The sequence below is a fragment of the Haloferax sp. S2CR25 genome (assembly GCF_031624535.1).
In the GTDB taxonomy this organism is placed as follows: domain Archaea; phylum Halobacteriota; class Halobacteria; order Halobacteriales; family Haloferacaceae; genus Haloferax; species Haloferax massiliensis.
Genome location: NZ_JAMQOO010000005.1, coordinates 300,103 through 315,026 on the forward strand (window position 1 = coordinate 300,103; position 14,924 = coordinate 315,026).

The window sequence follows — 14,924 nt, forward strand, 5'->3', positions numbered from 1 at the left end:
AGCCGCAATCTCGCGGCTCGGTGCGTTTTTTCTCTCGCTACTCGCGCCACCACGCGACGGCGTACAGCGCGCCCCCGACGAGAATCAGGACCGCGCCGACCCCGGCGACCCCGAGGCCGACGACGAGCTCGATTCCGAAGCCGAAGTCGTCGACGTGGCCGTAGACGGTGATGCTGTGGAGCGTTCCATCCTTCTCGACGAGCGCCGGGAGGCGGTCCACGAAGGCGTCGTTCACCCGCGGTCGGTAGCCGAAGTCCTCATCTGAGGAGTTCCGAAGGATTCTATCGACCGTCTCTCTCGCCCCCGGCGAGAGGTTCTCGTAGCGATACGCCCCTCGCTCGACGGTGGCGTTTGCGACGCGCTGGAGCGTGGCGTTTCGCGCGGTGACGAGCGAGCCGTTTTCTTCCACGCTGAACCGGTAGTACTGGTCGCGCTCGCCGTAGGCGTCGTGGACGTACGTGTTGTTCCGCGCTATGGCTTGGAGGTCGGCTCTCGCGCCCGCCGCCGCGGTCCGGGCGGTGCCGCTCCGCATCGCCGCCGCCAGCGTCTCGCGGGTCTCGTTCGGCGCGCGGTACTCGCCGGCCGAGTACCGGTGGCTGACCTGGTGCACCGAAATCGAGACCGTCCGCCCGTGGCGACTCACGATAGTCTCGACGTCGGATTCGTTCGCGAGCGACACGGTCTCGGCTCGGTACGACTGCGAGGTTTGCGGCGGCGGCGACGTCGCGTCCGCCAGCGCGGGCAGGTACACCGGCGCGGGGAGGCAGACGAGACCGACCACCGCGAGAAGGAGGGCGAGTTTCCGGAGACGCATTACCGGGAGTTCCGCCGAGTCGGGTAAGTGCTTTTTGTCGCCGTCCGGCTGCCCGGTCTCGCCGCCGCGGTCGCCGGGCGACGCTCAGTCGTCCAGCGGCGGGTTCGCGTCGAGGCAGTCTTCGACCCGCTCGCGCTCCTCGCGGGCGTCGGCCAACTCCTCTTCGACGACGCCCCGCTGGAGCCGCTCACGCTGGTCTTCGGTGAGTTCGGCGCGGGCGACCGCGGCGTCGCGGAGGCGGTCGTACGACTCCCCGTACGTCAGTTCGTGGACCTCTCGGGCGCGGGCGACCGTCTCGTCGTCGGCGAACCGACTCACGACGGCGACGAGTTCCTTCGTCCGCCAGCGGAGTTCCGAGGCGGGTTCCGGGGGCCACGACACGGTCAGCGGGTCGGCGTCGAGCGTCTCCAGAAACCGTTTGTTCGTCCCGACGGCCGCGGAGAACCGCTTCGGGTCGTCGACGTAGTGGTCGAGTTTCGACCGCGAGTAGCCGGCGTACTCGACGAGCGTGGGAATCGGCTCGTCGCCGATGGCGGCGGTTTCGAGGTACTCGCGCAGTCGCTCGGGCGGACTGGGCGTCCCGACCAGCGGGTACGACTCGGCGGCCGCCAGCCACGAGAGCACGTCGCCGGCCGACGACTCGGCGCGGAACCGCTCGAACGCCTCGGTGACGGCGTCGTCGTATCGCTCGATGGGGTCGCGGAGTTCGTCTACCGGCGCGTCGATGTCGGCCTCGCCGAGTTCCCGCACGCGTTCGAGGCGGTCGATTCGCGCGTCGAGTTCGTCCGCGCGCTCCCGCAGCCGCCGGCGGGCGCTCCGGTAGTCCTCTCTCGCCTCGTCCAGTTCGTCGAGGAGCGCCGCCTCCTCGCGGGCGGGGGCCAACTCGCGTCTGGCCTGCTCGAAGTCGGACGCCGACAGCGACGAGGTGATGCCGGTCGTGAGCGACTCGTTGGCGTCGATGAAGGCGTCGCTGTGGCGCACGTCGGCGGGGACCTCCTCCAGCCGGTTCGACAGCGCCTCGCGGAACGCGACGTAGCCTTCGAGGTCGTCGGTCGCCTGCTCCTCGTGTCGGTCGAGAATCCCCGTCACGTCGCGGACGGCCGACGCGAGCGTTCGAAGCTCCTCGCGGCCGACGTCGTCGACCGCCTCGCGCCGGTCGCGGAGGGTGTCGGCCGCCGTGCGGAGCGCCGTCACGGGGTCGTCGGCGAGCGCGGCGTCAGCCACGCCGCGGCACCTCGGGCGGGCGTCCCGGTCGCGGAATCGGTGTCATGCCCGACGAGTCGGTGCGCGAGGGTTGAAAACTTGATGCCCGCGGACGGCGGCGGGACGGCCGCGGAGCTGAGAGGCCGTCAGCGACGGTCTCGCCCGCTCATCACGTCGAACGCGGCGGCAACCGCGACCGCGAGCACGCAGAGCGCGACCGACGGCGCGAGGGAAAACAGGTCGACCGTGCCCGGGAACGCGGCGACGACGAGGAGCGAAACGGCGTAGTAAGCTCCGGCGGCCGCGGCCGACGTGCGGGCCGGCGCGGCGCGCAGTCGTGGGAGCGCGAGCATCGCACAGAGCGCGACGCCGCCGGCGACGACGACAGAGCCGACGAGTCCCGCGCCGGCGAGGTCGGCGCGCGCGCCGAGGAACGTCCCGAGGCCGAGCGTCGCGTTCAGGTAGGCCGCTCGGCGGAGGAGAAAGCCGTAGCCTGCGTCGGGCCCGAGACCGAGTTCGCTGTCCTCGATGCGGTGCCACGGCGCGCCGACGGAGACGGCGTTCATGCGGAGCGCGCCGATGGCGAGGCAGGCGACCGCCAGCGAGACGACGGCCGCGGTCGTGACCGCCACGGGCGTCGAGACGGTCATGAAGGCGACCCAGAGCATCGGCAGCGCGAGGAGCAGGTGCTGTCCGAGCCCGAAGTACACCGTCGCGTCGAGCCACGCGTCGATGCCGGTCTCGTCGTCGTCGCGTCGCTGGCGTCGCTGTCGTCGGTTGCGTCGCGGCCGCGTACCGCTTTCGTGCGGAGACTCGTCCGTCGGTGCCATGGCCGTTCGATTGTGACTGTCCGATGATAACTGTGTGGCCCGGTTGGGGTCAGCGACGCCGGGGACGAGGGTCTGCGGACGCCGTCCGGCGAAAGGACTTACCGGCGACCGGGTGTATGACAAGCCATGTACGAGCGCATCCTCCTGCCGGTCGACGAGAGCACGTCGTCGAGCGCGGTCCTCCACCACGCCAGCGAACTCGCCCACTGGGACGACGCGGAGATTCGACTGCTCTTCGTCGCCGACACGACCCGCGACAGCGTCACCGTGGTCGGGAACGACGTGGTCGACGCGCTCGAACGCGAGGGCGAGAGCGTCGTCGAGGAGGCGTCGCAGACGCTCCAGAACCTCGGCGTCGACTACTCGACGGACGTGGTGCAGGGCAACCCCGCGCCCACCATCGTCGAGTACGCCGATGAGTACGACTACGACCTCATCGTGATGCCGACCCACGGACGGGAGGGCATCTCCCGACAGCTCCGCGGGAGCGTCACGGAGAAGGTCGTCCGCCTGTCGGACCGACCGGTCCTCACCGCCCGCATGAAGCCCGACGAGGAGCTGACGTTCCCCTACGAGCGCATCCTCATCCCGACCGACGGCAGTCGCTCCGCGAAGCGGGCGACGAGCCACGGCCTCGCGCTCGCCGCCGAACTCGACGCGACGGTCCACGTCCTCTCGGTGGTCGACGACTCCGCGCTCGGGTTCGACGTGCGGTCGATGCTCTCCGGCGAGGAGAGCGAACGCGGCGCGAACGAGGCGATTTCGCAGGTCGTCGAGGAGGCGAACGAACACGGCGTCACGAAGCTCGCCGAGACCATCGAACACGGCTCGCCGAGCGAGGCGATTCGGGAGTACGTCGCGGACAACGACATCCACGCCGTCGTCATGGGGACGACCGGGCGGAGCGGCGTCGACCGCATCCTCCTCGGGAGCGTCGCCGAGGAGACGGTCCGGAGCGTTCCGGTTCCCGTCATCACGGTGTCGCCGGCGGAGGAGTAACCCCACCGGGTCGCTGACGGCGGGTCGTCCGACTCGGGATACAGCTATTACCCGCGGGCGACGTATCGGCGCAGTAACCGTGGTCGAACAGGACCGTCTCGGACGCCCGTCTATCCCCGACAGCCGGAGGTCTCGATAGCGATGCTCCGCGCGACCATCCTCCTCGAACTGAACGAGGACTACGTGCTGTCGCACGTGAGCGACCTCGTCGACGGCCCGGTCGTCGTGACGAACTGCGAGGTGCTCGGCGAGACGGACATCCGCTTCGTCGTCGACGCCGGCGAGCACCGCGACGAGATGGCCGAGCGGCTCGCCGCCAGCGAGGTCGTCAGCGACCTCGAACTCGTCGGCGACGACCAACTGCTCATCACGAAGCGGTCGTCCGGCGCGCTCCCGATCATCCGCGAGAACCACGGGATGCTCCAGCGGATGAGCCAGTTCTACGGGCGCTCGCGCGTCTTCGACGTGGTCGTGTTCCGGCGGGCCGACCTCAAGGCAATCATCTCGGGACTCCGGTCGCTCGGGACCGTCGAACTCCGGCGGCTGAAACCCTTCGTCGGCCCCTCCACGCGGCTCTCGAAGCGGCAGGCCGAGGTCGTCGGCTACGCGCTCGAACGCGGCTACTACGACTGGCCGCGGGGCGTCACGGTCGAGGAAATCGCGGCGGCGTTCGAGGTGAGCAGGCCGACCGTGTTGGAACACCTCCGCCGGGCCGAAAAGAAACTCCTCAGCGACGCGCTCGCCGACGCGACGACGCCCGCGAACCCCGACAGCACCTGACCTCCGACTCCTCCCGGCTCCTCTCGACTCCTTCCGGTTCCTCTGGACTCCTTCCGGTTCCTCTGGACTCCTCCCGGTTCCTCCCCGACTCCCACCGGTTCCTCCCCGACTCCCACCGGTTCGGCCCCCAGCGCGCCGCGAGCCGGCTTTTAAGCGCCTAGTACACCTGAAATACGTCACCATATCTTCGAAAACCAATATAAAGAGCCAACAGGGGTAGGCACTACTCCCGTGCCCTCTTCCGGTGTACGTATTGTTTGCAATTACCATGATAAATGGGAATCACTCACGCGGTGGCGACGGGCGGAAAACGCGCGGGTCGTCGCGCCGGACGTTCCTCGCGGCGGTCGGGAGCGCGGCGGCGGTGACGACGGCTGGCTGTCTGGGCGGCGGCGGTGGCGGTGGCGGCGGTTCCAACGAGCCGATTCGATACCTCTCGGACCGGGGCGACTCGAAGGACGTGATGGACGAAATCATCGCCGAGTTCGAGGAGGAGACAGACCACACGGTCGAGATGATTTACACGGCGAAGGGGACATCTTCGGACGCCGAGATGCAGAAGATGGTCGCCGCGGGCAACCCGCCGGACCTGCTTTTCGACACCTCGACGGACGCGTATCGGCTCCAGCGCGACGGCGTCCTCGCGCCGGTCACGGGGGCCGTCCAAGATAACGACCTCCCCGACCCGGTCACCGTCGGCGGCGAGTCGTACTTCGCGGCCGCGATGGTCGAACCGCTCATGGGCTGGTACCGAAACGACGTCTACTCGGAGATGCCCGCGTCGTGGAGCGAGTGGGTCGAGGCCGCCGGCGAGGTGTCGGACAACGGGTCGATGGAGGGCTACGTCGTCCAGTCGGGCCAGACGAACAACGCCGACACCCAGATGACGCAGTACCTCTGGCAGAACGACGTTGAGATTTACGGCGGCCCCTCCGACGGCATCGAGGTCAGACTCGACGACGGCGACAACCGACAGGCGGCCGTCGAGACGTTCGAGTGGGTCCAGTCGATGGCCGAGCACTCGCCGAACGGGTCGGGGTGGGCGTGGGGCGACGCCATCGGCGCGCTCCAACAGGAGAACGCCGCGGCCATCGCCAGCGTCGGCGGCCTCCCCATCCTCACGATTCAGGCCAACCGCCCCGACCTCGTCGAGAACCTCAGTCCGATGCCCTTCCCCGTGCCGAGCGGGGCGGCACAGGACAAGTGGTGGTCGTACATGGAGGGCCACCTCGTCCGCAACGACGGCCAGAACACCGAGGGCGCGCAGGCGTTCGTCGACTTCTTCACGAGTTCGTCGCGCTTCTTCGACTTCGTGCTCTCCGCGCCGCTGTTCCAGTTCCCGCCGACGCGGGAGCAACTCGACGCGCCCGAGGTGACCGAAAACGAGGTCATCCAACAGCACCCCGACGTGATGAACCTCGTCCGCGACAACTGGGACGCCTTCACGAGCGTCCTCGCGACGGGCGACGACGGCGCGCCGAACATCGTCGCGGCCGACGCCTACAGCGAACAGCTCTTCGGACAGGCGGCTGACCAGCTCCTCGTCGGCGGGCTCACGCCCGACGAGACGGCCGACTGGCTGGCCGACCAGCTCCGCGGATTGCAATGAGTACGGCCCTCAAATCGCGGTTGGCGGCCGCCGGGTCGGCCCTCCGGGAGCGCGACGTGGACGGCACGACGCTCCTGTTGGCGGCGTGTTTCGTGCCGATGCTCGCGTTCTTCGTCGTGGTCTGGGTCATCCCCATCGTCTACGCGCTCGGGATGAGCCTGTTCGCGTCGCCCGTGCGGAACCCCGAGTTCGTCGGCCTCGGCAACTACGCCGAACTGCTGGGCAACGGCGCGTTCTGGGGCTTCCTCTGGAACAGCGTCGTCTACGCGGTGGCGACGACGGGGCTGAGCCTCGTCATCGGGCTGGGGCTCGCGCTCGTCATCAACCAGCGCATCCGCGGCGGCGACGCCCTGCGGACGCTGATGATTTTCCCGTACCTCCTGCCGACGCTCGTTGTCATCTTCATGTGGAAGTTCATCCTCGACCCCAACATCGGGATTCTGAACCAGTTCCTCGTCGATGCCGGGCTCATCGACAAGCCGATAGCCTTCTTCTCGACGCTGGAGTTCGCCATGCCGGCGGTCGTCGTCACGAGCGTCTGGAAGTTCGCCAGTTTCGCCTTCTTCATCCTGCTCGCCCGCCTGCAGGCCATCGACCCCGACCTCTACGAGCGGGCGCGGGTCGAGGGCGCGACGACGTGGCAGGCGTTCCGCGACATCACCTTCCCGCACCTCCGCGGCGCGATTCTCATCATCCTCCTCGTCAGGGGCATCTGGATGTTCAACAAGTTCGACATCATCTACCTCTCGACCCGGGGCGGCCCGCTCCAGCAGACGACGACGCTCCCGATTCGCGTCTACCAACTCGCGTTCAGCGAGGTGAACTTCGGCATGGCGACGGCGCTCGCCGGCGTCATGTTCTTCCTCCTCGCCGGCGTCGCGGTGGTCTACTTCCGGGCGTTCGCCCCCGAACAGGAGGTGGCGTGAGATGGCGACCTCCACCGGTCGGGGCCTCGTCTCCCACGACACCCAGAAGCGCCTCCAGCGAATCGCCGTCTACCTGACGGCGCTTCTCATCTCGGTGTTCACCGTCATCCCGGTGTACGTGATGGTGGTCATCGCCATCCAGTCGCCGGCGACGACGTTCGCCGGCGGGCGGGTGAACCTGCTTCCCACCGAGCCGTCGCTCCGGAACTTCCTCGTGCTCCTCGGGTCGACCGACACGGTCCGGTACTTCGTCAACAGCCTCGTGGTCACCCTCGGTTCGACCGTGCTCTCGACGACCATCGCGGTCGCGGCGGGCTACGGCCTGACGCGCTTCGAGTTCACCGGGAAGTCGCTGGCGGCGCGGGCGGTGCTGTTCTCGTACATGTTCAGCCCCATCGTCCTCGCCATCCCGCTGTACGTCGTCTTCTCGACGCTCGGCCTGCTCAACAGCCACTTCGCGCTCACCCTCGCGCTGACGGCCATCTCCGCGCCGTTCTGCATCTGGCTGATGTGGCAGTACTTCCAGACCGTTCCCATCGCGCTCGAAGAGTCCGCGTGGGTCCGCGGCGCGAGTCGCTGGCGCACCGTCAGAGACGTGGTCCTGCCGGTCGCCCGGCCCGGCTACATCTCCGCGGCCATCTTCGCGTTCGCCGTCGCGTGGAACGACTTCACCATGGCGCGCGTCGTGATGAGCCGCGACGAGATGTACACCATCACCGTCGGCGCGTCGCTGTTCTTGGACCGCGTCAGCATCGGCTGGGGCGAGACGATGGCCGTCTCGCTTCTCATCTCGATTCCGCCGTTCCTCATCGCACTGTTCCTGCAACGATACCTCCTCCAGGGCTTCAGCGTTGGAGGCCTCGAATAATGGCAACCAGCATCCACCTCGACACCGTCAGAAAGGAGTTTCGCACCCTCGGAAACACGCACGTCGCTGTCGACGACCTCAGCCTCGACATCCCCGAAGGCTCGTTTACGACCTTCGTCGGCCCCTCCGGCTGCGGGAAGACGACGACCCTGCGCATGTTGGCCGGGTTGGAGACGCCCACCTCGGGCACCGTCTCGTTCGGCGACGAGGACGTGACCGACCTCCCGCCGCAGGAGCGCAACGTCTCGATGGTGTTCCAGTCCATCGCGCTCTACCCGCACATGTCGGTCCGCGAGAACATCGGCTACGGGCTGAAGATTCACGGCGTTCCGAAGGCGGAACGCGACGAGCGCATCGACGAGGCCGCCGAAGTCCTCCAAATCGAGGCGCAGTTGGAGAAGATGCCCGCCGAACTCTCCGGCGGCCAACAACAGCGCGTCGCCCTCGGCGGCGCGTTCGTACAGGACCCCGACGTGCTGCTTCTGGACGAGCCGATGTCCGACCTCGACGCGAAGCTCAAATCCGACCTCCGCGTCGAGATTCAGCGGCTCCACCAGGAACTCGACACGACCGTCGTCTACGTCACCCACGACCAGACCGAGGCGATGACGATGAGCGACCAAGTGGTCCTCCTGCGCGACGGCGAACTCGCGCAGGTCGACCCGCCGAAACGGCTGTTCGATTACCCGAACTCGGAGTACGTCGCGCAGTTCATCGGCATGCCCTCGACCAACGTCGTCGACTGCACGGTCGAGGCGAACGACGGCGGGACCGCGCTCGTCGGCCCCGGATTCGAGCTTTCGCTTCCGGCCGGCGTCGACGCCCCGACCGCTGGTCGCGTCAGACTCGGAATCAGGCCGCAGTACCTCGACGTGGGCTCCGAGGGGGCGTGTCGGCTCTCGGTCGACGTGGAGGTCGTCGAGACGCTCGGGACCGAGTCCGTGGTCCACGGCCGCCTCGAAGACGGCACCTCCTTCGACGTGGTGAGCGACGCCGTCGACGACGCGGTCGCGGGCGACCGACTCGACGTGTCGTTCGACCTCGCCGACGCGTTCGTCTTCGGCGAGGACGGCGAGACGATACTCTTCGGCTCCGAGCGCGCCGGCGAGCGCTCGTCGTCGCCGGCGGGGACGGGGGGCGTCACTCCATGAGCGGCGACAGCGCCGAGCGCGCCAAGAGCGCCAGCGCCGAGACTGCCGCGGACGCGACCGGCTCTGCGACCGCGTCGGCGACGTCCGGGCTTCCGCTCGACGGCGTGCGCGTCCTCGAACTCGGCCACATCATCGCCGGGCCGTTCTGCTCGATGCTCCTCGCCGACCTCGGCGCGGACGTCATCAAGGTCGAACACCCGAAGGGCGGCGACCTCATCCGCGGGTCGTCGCCGGTCGGAAACAGCTCGTTCAACTACGTCAACCGGGACAAGCGGAGCCTTACGCTCGACCTCAAGTCCGACGCGGCGCTCGACGCGTTCTTCGACCTGCTCGACGAGACCGACGTGGTCGTCGAGAACTACGCGCCGGGAACCGCCGAGCGACTCGGCATCGGCTACGAGCAGTTGCGAGAGACGCATCCGGGGCTCGTCTACTGCTCCATCAAGGGGTTCAACCCCGGCCCCTACGAGTCGTACCCCGCGCTCGACCCCATCGCCGAGGCGCTGTCCGGGCTGATGAGCGTCACCGGCCACGAGGGGATGCCCCCGGTCCGGTCGGGCACGAGCATCGCCGACATGGCCGCGTCGTTCTACGGCGCGATAGCGGTCCTCGGGGCGCTCTACCGCCGCGACCGGACCGGCGAGGGGTCGAAGGTGACCGCGCCGCTGTTCGAGTCCACCGTCTCGATGATGGGCTACTGGCTCGCGTACACCGAGGCCTACGACGATGTGCCGGGGCCGATGGGCGCGTCGCACCCCAACTGGGCACCCTACGACGTGTTCGAGACGGCCGACGACGAGTGGGTGTTCATCGGTCCCTCCGGCGAGCGCCAGTGGGCGGCGCTCTGTGAGGCGCTCGGGCTCGACCTCCACGAGGACGACCGGTTCGACACGCTCCCGGACCGCCGGGAGAACCTCGACGAACTCATGGACCTGCTCCGCGCCGAGTGCGAGACGCTCCCCGCGGCCGACCTCGTCGCCGGCCTGCGGGAGGTCGGCGTCCCCGTCGCCAAGGTGAACTCGATGGACGAGGTCGCCGCCGACCCACACCTGCGGGCGACCGACTTCTTCACCGAGGTCGAGACTGCCGAGGGAACGTCGCGGTCGGTCAGCGTCCCGCGGTTCCCCGTCGTCGCAAGCGGCTTCGACCGCCCCGAATCGACCGACCCGCCGAAGCTCGGCGAGCACACCGAGGCCATCCTCTCGTCGCTCGGCTACGACGACGCCGACATCGACGCGCTCCGGCGCGCGGGAGGTGTCTGAATGGCCGCCGCGGAGCCGGTCCTCCTCGACGTGACCTGCCGCGAGGGCGAACAGCGACCCGGCGCGTCCTACACGACGGAGCAGAAAGTCGCGGCCGTCCGCGCCCTCGACGACCTCGGCGTCGACTACGTGCAGGTCGGCTTCCCGATTGCGGGCGCACAGACCGGAGCGGTCTGCGACGCCGTCGACGTGGAGACGAAACTGACGGGTATCGCCCGCGCCGTCCCGAAGGACGTCGAGGCCGCGGTCGACGCCGGCGTCGACGTCATCGACGTGTTCGCGCCGACCAGCGAGCGACAGCGGACCGAACTGCTCGGCAAGAGCGAGGACGAACTGCGCTCGCTCGTCGGCGAGACAGTCGATTCCGCGGCCGAGACCGGGCTGGAAGTCCACTTCACCGCGATGGACGGCTTCCGGACCGACCCCGCGTTCCTCGCTGGCCTGTTCGACTCGATAGACGCGACGTACCTCACTATCGCGGACACCGTGGGCTCGAAGACGCCGTTCGAGGTGTCGTCGTTCCTCCACGACCTCGACGCCGACCCGACTCGCCTCGGCGTCCACTTCCACGACGACCTCGGCGTCGCCACGGCCAACGCGCTCACCGCGGTCGCCCACGACGTGCAGAAGGTGGACGTGTCGGTCGCCGGCATCGGCGAGCGCGCCGGCAACGTCCCCGTCGAGGAGTTCGTCGTCGCGGCCGAGACGAGCCGCGCCGTGAACCGCCCCGCGCTCGACCCCGCGACGCTCATCCCCCGGGCAAACGACGTGTTGACGGCGCTCGGCGAGTCGGTGTCGGCGGAGAAATCGGTGCTCGGCGCGGACGTGTTCTCCCACGAGTCCGGGCTTCACACCGCGGCGATGCTCGATGACCCGGCGACGTTCGAGCCGTTCGACCCGGCCGTCTTCGGCGGGTCGCGGACGCTCTACTTCGGCCCGCAGAGCGGGACCGGCGCGGCCCGACGGCTCTTGGAGCGCGTCGGCGACGACCCCGACGAATCGCGGGTCGCGGCGCTCGTCGAGACGTTACGGGCGCTGGACGAACCTGTTCCGACCGACGAGGCGCTGGACATCGCCCGACGGCTCTGAGTCGGCGCTGTTTCGGCGCTGTTTCGGCGCTAAATTCGACGCTACGTCGGACCGGCCGACGCTCTCAGTACTCGGTCCCCTTTCTCGCGCGCTGGCCGGCGTCGATGGGGTGTTTCCCCTTTCGGACGTTGGTCACGAGGTCCGCGGCGTCTTCGAGGTAGGTCGGCTCCTCGTGGCTTCCGGTCAACACGAGTTCGAGGGTTTCCGGTTTCCGCTCCACGAGGTCGAGCACGTCGGCCTCGTCGAGCAGTCCCATCGCGACGGCGTAGAGGACCTCGTCGATGATGAGGAGATGAACGCCCGCTTCCGGCGGGCCGTCGAGGTCGAGCGGTTCCGAGAGGTCGGCGTCGGCCGCGGCGTCGACGACTTCGCGCGCCCGGTCGAGGCCGGCGGCGACCTGCGCCTCGTGGTCGTCGTCGTCGCTCCCGTCGGCCATGCCGGCCCAGCCGTAGTGGCCGAGGTTCTCGAAGGAGAAACCGGGCATCGCGTCGATGGCGTTGTACTCGCCGCGGACGGCCTCGACGGAGTCCGCGCCGCCCTTCAGGAACTGGAGCATGTGGACGCGGTAGCCGTGGCCGGCGGCGCGAAAGCCCATGCCCATCGCGGCCGTGGTCTTGCCCTTGCCGTCGCCCCACCACACCTGCACGAGGCCGAAGTCGTCGGGCGCGGCGGGTTCGATGGCGGCCGCCTCGGGGCGGACGCCGCGGCCGGGCGTGTTCGCCCGGACCGCGTCAGGGGTGGTCTCGTCGTCTGTTTCGGGGGTTTCGTCGGGTGTGTCGGTCATCGTTGGGTTCGAAGTCGGTGTCGCAGTCGGTCGTCGGTTGTCGGTCGGTGCTTGTCGCAGTCAGTCCGTCAGCCGCGAGACGAAGCGGTCGAACGCCCCGCTCTCGGGGTGGACGTGCGCGTACGTACCGAGAGTTCGGTACTCGGTGAGTCCCTCGCGGCCGTCGATGCCGGTCCCGCGCTCCACGTCGAAGGCGAACCGGGCGTCCGTCGCCGGGTCCGCCGACGAGTAGTGGAACTCGTGGCCGCGGAGCGTCTCGCCCGCGTCGGCGGTCAGCGTCCCGTCGGTCGCGCGGAGTTCCACGTGGTCGAGCGCCTGATAGCGCTCCCGCATCGTCACGTCGGCGGGGAGGATTCCGGCCATCTCGTGGGTGTCGCCGTCGGTCGTCGTCAGCGACTCGGAAAGCGCCATCAGCCCGCCGCACTCGCCGAACACCGGCAGGCCGTCGGCGGCGCGGTCGGCGAGCGCCGGGAGCGTCGGCGACGACGCGAGGTCCGCGGCGAACCGCTCGGGGTAGCCGCCGGGGAGGTAGACGCCGTCGCAGTCGGGGAGGTCGTCGCCGGCGACCGGCGAGAAGTACGAGACTGCGCCGAGCGATTCCAGTCTGTCGAGGGTCGAGGGGTAGACGAAACAGAACGCCTCGTCGCGGGCGACGGCGACCGTCGGGCCGTCGGAATCCGTCGCTCGGGCCGCCTCGGCCCGAACGCCAACTTCGAACTCCTCGGTGTCCCAGCCGGGTTCCCGAGCCACCGCCGCGAGCGCGTCGGCGCGAATCCCGTCGGCCGCGGCGTCGAGCGCCTCGTCGGACAGCGGGGCCTCGTCGCCGAGGTGGAGGCCGAGGTGGCGCTCCGGGATTTCGAGGTCGTCGCTCGGCGGGATTCGGCCGAGATACGGCAGTTCCTCGGGGAGCGCGTCGCGGATGCCCTCGGCGTGGCGGCCGCCGTGGGCCCGAGAGGCGATGACGCCGGCCACGTCGGCGTCGATGCCCATGCGGTCCGCGTAGGTTCGGAAGCCGTAGGCCGTCGCCGCGACGCTCTGCATCCCGGCTCTCGCGTCCGCGACGAGGACCACGGGGAGGTCGAGGAGGGCGGCGACTCGGGCGGTCGACGTGTCGCCGTCGTACAGGCCCATCATGCCCTCGACGACGCAGATATCGCCCTCGCCGCGGGCGTAGGTCCGGCGCATGCCGTCGTCGCCTTCGAGCCACGGGTCGAGACTCCGCGAGGGCTTCCCGACGACGGCGGCGTGATGCGAGGGGTCGATGAAGTCGGGCCCGGCCTTGGCCGGTTGGACCTCGTAACCCTCCCGTTCGAGCGCGCGGCACACCGCGAGCGTCGTGACCGTCTTCCCGACGCCGGAGGCCGTGCCGGCGACGACGACGCCTCTCATCTGGTCACCGCGGTCCGTGCCGCGGACGGGACTTCCGGCGGGTCGCTCGCGAGTCGAGACGGGCGTTCGGCAGTCATATCACCAAGTGGAATTTCAGTAGTCAAAGTTGTGTTGGGTTCTCCCGGCGTCGCCGGGTCGGTCAGGCGACTCGCGTTCGGCTCAGTTCCAGAGGTCGTACATGTCGTCTTCGACGCCGTCGGCGTGGTGAACCCCGTCGTAGACGACGCCCGCGGCCGATGCGGTCGAGTCCGCACCGTCGTCCGCGTTCGTGCCGTCGCCCGCCGCTTCGACGGTTCCGACGACCGTCGCCTCGATTCCCTCGGCGTCGAGGGCGGCGAGAACGCCGTCGGCCTCGTCTTCGGGGACCGCCGCGAGGAGCGCGCCGGAGCCGAGAATCCGCATCGGGTCGACGCCCATCGCGTCGCAGAGCGCCCGCGTCTCGGGGCGGACGGGCACGTCGTCGCCGTCGACCTCGATTCGGACGCCGGAGGCGCAGGCGAGTTCGACCAGTCCGTTGAGGACGCCGCCCTCGGTCGGGTCGTGCATCGCGGTCGCGGCGGGCGCGAGCACGGCGGATTCGGGGAGGACGCTGATGTCGTCGAAGAAGTCCGCGGCGCGGTCGACCGTCTCGGAATCGACGCCGGCGGCATCGAGGTCGGCGCGGAAGTCGGTGGCGAGGACGGCGGTGCCCTCGATTCCGGCCCCTTTGGTGAGAATCACCGCGTCGCCGGGGTCCGCGCCGCTCGTCGGGACGTAGCGGTCGGTCGGCCCCATGCAGGTAAGCGAGAGGAGCGGCCGCGAGAGCCCGGCGACCGTCTCGGTGTGGCCGCCGACGATGCTGATGCCGAGTCGTCGGGCCTCCGCGTCGAGTTGGGCGGTGATGTCGTCGAGGAGGTCCACGTCCGGTTCGGGGAGGAGAACGGTGCTCACGAGCCACTCGGGGACGCCCCCGCAGGCGGCCACGTCGTTGCTGGCGATGGCGACGCCGAGGGTGCCGATGCGCTCGGCGGCGAGCGAGATGGGGTCGGTGCTGACGACCATCGTTCCCTCGCCGGTGGCGACGGCGGCGGCGTCCTCGCCGTAGCCGGCCCCGACGAGCAGGTCGTCGTTGGGGGCCCCCGTCCGCGAGAAGACGTAGCGGTCGAGGTCCGCAGGTGAGAGCTTGCTCATACACGTGGCTGACGGCGAGGGCGCTTTTGTGCCTTCCCGTCCGTCGTCGG

The 14,924-nt window shown here is 69.4% G+C and carries 14 protein-coding genes; 8 read left to right on the forward strand and 6 right to left on the reverse strand.

Features of this window, described 5'->3' with window-relative positions:
• Positions 1-37 precede the first annotated feature (37 nt).
• The 3 genes from NDI65_RS14265 to NDI65_RS14275 all read right to left on the reverse strand — a co-directional run bounded on the left by NDI65_RS14265 (position 38) and on the right by NDI65_RS14275 (position 2,847).
• Positions 38-814, reverse strand: coding sequence for a hypothetical protein (locus NDI65_RS14265; protein WP_089780880.1), 777 nt, complete (start codon positions 812-814; stop codon positions 38-40).
• Positions 815-898: 84 nt separating this feature from the next.
• Complete coding sequence (locus NDI65_RS14270) at positions 899-2,038, reverse strand: hypothetical protein (RefSeq protein ID WP_089780883.1); 1,140 nt, start codon at positions 2,036-2,038, stop codon at positions 899-901.
• Positions 2,039-2,163: 125 nt separating this feature from the next.
• Positions 2,164-2,847, reverse strand: a complete 684-nt coding sequence (locus NDI65_RS14275; protein WP_310893765.1) for a hypothetical protein — start codon at positions 2,845-2,847, stop codon at positions 2,164-2,166.
• Positions 2,848-2,973: 126 nt separating this feature from the next.
• Between NDI65_RS14275 and NDI65_RS14280 the strand changes: the two genes are divergently transcribed.
• From NDI65_RS14280 to NDI65_RS14315, 8 genes are all read left to right on the forward strand, one after another.
• The gene (locus NDI65_RS14280) at positions 2,974-3,846 is read left to right on the forward strand and encodes a universal stress protein (RefSeq protein ID WP_089780886.1); all 873 of its coding nucleotides are present in this window, start codon (positions 2,974-2,976) and stop codon (positions 3,844-3,846) included.
• Positions 3,847-3,987: 141 nt separating this feature from the next.
• Positions 3,988-4,626 (forward strand): helix-turn-helix domain-containing protein, encoded by a 639-nt coding sequence (locus NDI65_RS14285; RefSeq protein WP_007276311.1) that lies wholly within the window; start codon positions 3,988-3,990, stop codon positions 4,624-4,626.
• A gap of 364 nt (positions 4,627-4,990) precedes the next feature.
• On the forward strand, positions 4,991-6,235 hold the full coding sequence (locus NDI65_RS14290; protein ID WP_310893774.1) for an extracellular solute-binding protein: 1,245 nt from the start codon (positions 4,991-4,993) through the stop codon (positions 6,233-6,235).
• Positions 6,232-7,161, forward strand: a complete 930-nt coding sequence (locus NDI65_RS14295) for a sugar ABC transporter permease (protein WP_089780888.1) — start codon at positions 6,232-6,234, stop codon at positions 7,159-7,161. The genes NDI65_RS14290 and NDI65_RS14295 overlap by 4 nt, the downstream gene beginning before the upstream one ends.
• 1 nt (position 7,162) lies before the next feature.
• Positions 7,163-8,029: a carbohydrate ABC transporter permease gene (locus NDI65_RS14300; RefSeq protein ID WP_089780890.1), complete on the forward strand. Its 867-nt coding sequence runs from the start codon at positions 7,163-7,165 to the stop codon at positions 8,027-8,029.
• A complete protein-coding gene (locus tag NDI65_RS14305; RefSeq protein ID WP_310893766.1) occupies positions 8,029-9,180 on the forward strand; it encodes an ABC transporter ATP-binding protein in 1,152 nt (383 codons plus the stop codon). Before NDI65_RS14300 ends, NDI65_RS14305 begins: the two co-directional genes overlap by 1 nt.
• The gene (locus NDI65_RS14310) at positions 9,177-10,442 is read left to right on the forward strand and encodes a CaiB/BaiF CoA-transferase family protein (protein WP_089780894.1); all 1,266 of its coding nucleotides are present in this window, start codon (positions 9,177-9,179) and stop codon (positions 10,440-10,442) included. The genes NDI65_RS14305 and NDI65_RS14310 overlap by 4 nt, the downstream gene beginning before the upstream one ends.
• Positions 10,443-11,531, forward strand: coding sequence for a LeuA family protein (locus NDI65_RS14315; protein WP_310893767.1), 1,089 nt, complete (start codon positions 10,443-10,445; stop codon positions 11,529-11,531). It abuts the gene before it with no gap.
• 64 nt (positions 11,532-11,595) lie between these two features.
• Here NDI65_RS14315 and NDI65_RS14320 read toward each other — a convergent pair whose 3' ends face one another.
• From NDI65_RS14320 to NDI65_RS14330, 3 genes are all read right to left on the reverse strand, one after another.
• A complete protein-coding gene (locus NDI65_RS14320) occupies positions 11,596-12,315 on the reverse strand; it encodes a cob(I)yrinic acid a,c-diamide adenosyltransferase (RefSeq protein ID WP_089780898.1) in 720 nt (239 codons plus the stop codon).
• Between the two features lie 60 nt (positions 12,316-12,375).
• Positions 12,376-13,704, reverse strand: coding sequence for a cobyrinic acid a,c-diamide synthase (locus tag NDI65_RS14325; RefSeq protein WP_089780900.1), 1,329 nt, complete (start codon positions 13,702-13,704; stop codon positions 12,376-12,378).
• 159 nt (positions 13,705-13,863) lie between these two features.
• Positions 13,864-14,874, reverse strand: a complete 1,011-nt coding sequence (locus NDI65_RS14330; RefSeq protein ID WP_089780902.1) for an AIR synthase family protein — start codon at positions 14,872-14,874, stop codon at positions 13,864-13,866.
• Positions 14,875-14,924 lie beyond the last annotated feature (50 nt).

Bases quoted from the DNA above. Each gene is read 5' to 3' on its own strand.
- NDI65_RS14265 (WP_089780880.1), bottom strand. From the start codon at position 814: ATGCGTCTCCGGAAACTCGCCCTCCTTCTCGCGGTGGTCGGTCTCGTC.
- NDI65_RS14275 (WP_310893765.1), bottom strand. From the start codon at position 2,847: ATGGCACCGACGGACGAGTCTCCGCACGAAAGCGGTACGCGGCCGCGA.
- NDI65_RS14280 (WP_089780886.1), top strand. From the start codon at position 2,974: ATGTACGAGCGCATCCTCCTGCCGGTCGACGAGAGCACGTCGTCGAGC.
- NDI65_RS14285 (WP_007276311.1), top strand. From the start codon at position 3,988: ATGCTCCGCGCGACCATCCTCCTCGAACTGAACGAGGACTACGTGCTG.
- NDI65_RS14295 (WP_089780888.1), top strand. From the start codon at position 6,232: ATGAGTACGGCCCTCAAATCGCGGTTGGCGGCCGCCGGGTCGGCCCTC.
- NDI65_RS14300 (WP_089780890.1), top strand. From the start codon at position 7,163: ATGGCGACCTCCACCGGTCGGGGCCTCGTCTCCCACGACACCCAGAAG.
- NDI65_RS14305 (WP_310893766.1), top strand. From the start codon at position 8,029: ATGGCAACCAGCATCCACCTCGACACCGTCAGAAAGGAGTTTCGCACC.
- NDI65_RS14310 (WP_089780894.1), top strand. From the start codon at position 9,177: ATGAGCGGCGACAGCGCCGAGCGCGCCAAGAGCGCCAGCGCCGAGACT.
- NDI65_RS14315 (WP_310893767.1), top strand. From the start codon at position 10,443: ATGGCCGCCGCGGAGCCGGTCCTCCTCGACGTGACCTGCCGCGAGGGC.
- NDI65_RS14320 (WP_089780898.1), bottom strand. From the start codon at position 12,315: ATGACCGACACACCCGACGAAACCCCCGAAACAGACGACGAGACCACC.
- NDI65_RS14325 (WP_089780900.1), bottom strand. From the start codon at position 13,704: ATGAGAGGCGTCGTCGTCGCCGGCACGGCCTCCGGCGTCGGGAAGACG.
- NDI65_RS14330 (WP_089780902.1), bottom strand. From the start codon at position 14,874: ATGAGCAAGCTCTCACCTGCGGACCTCGACCGCTACGTCTTCTCGCGG.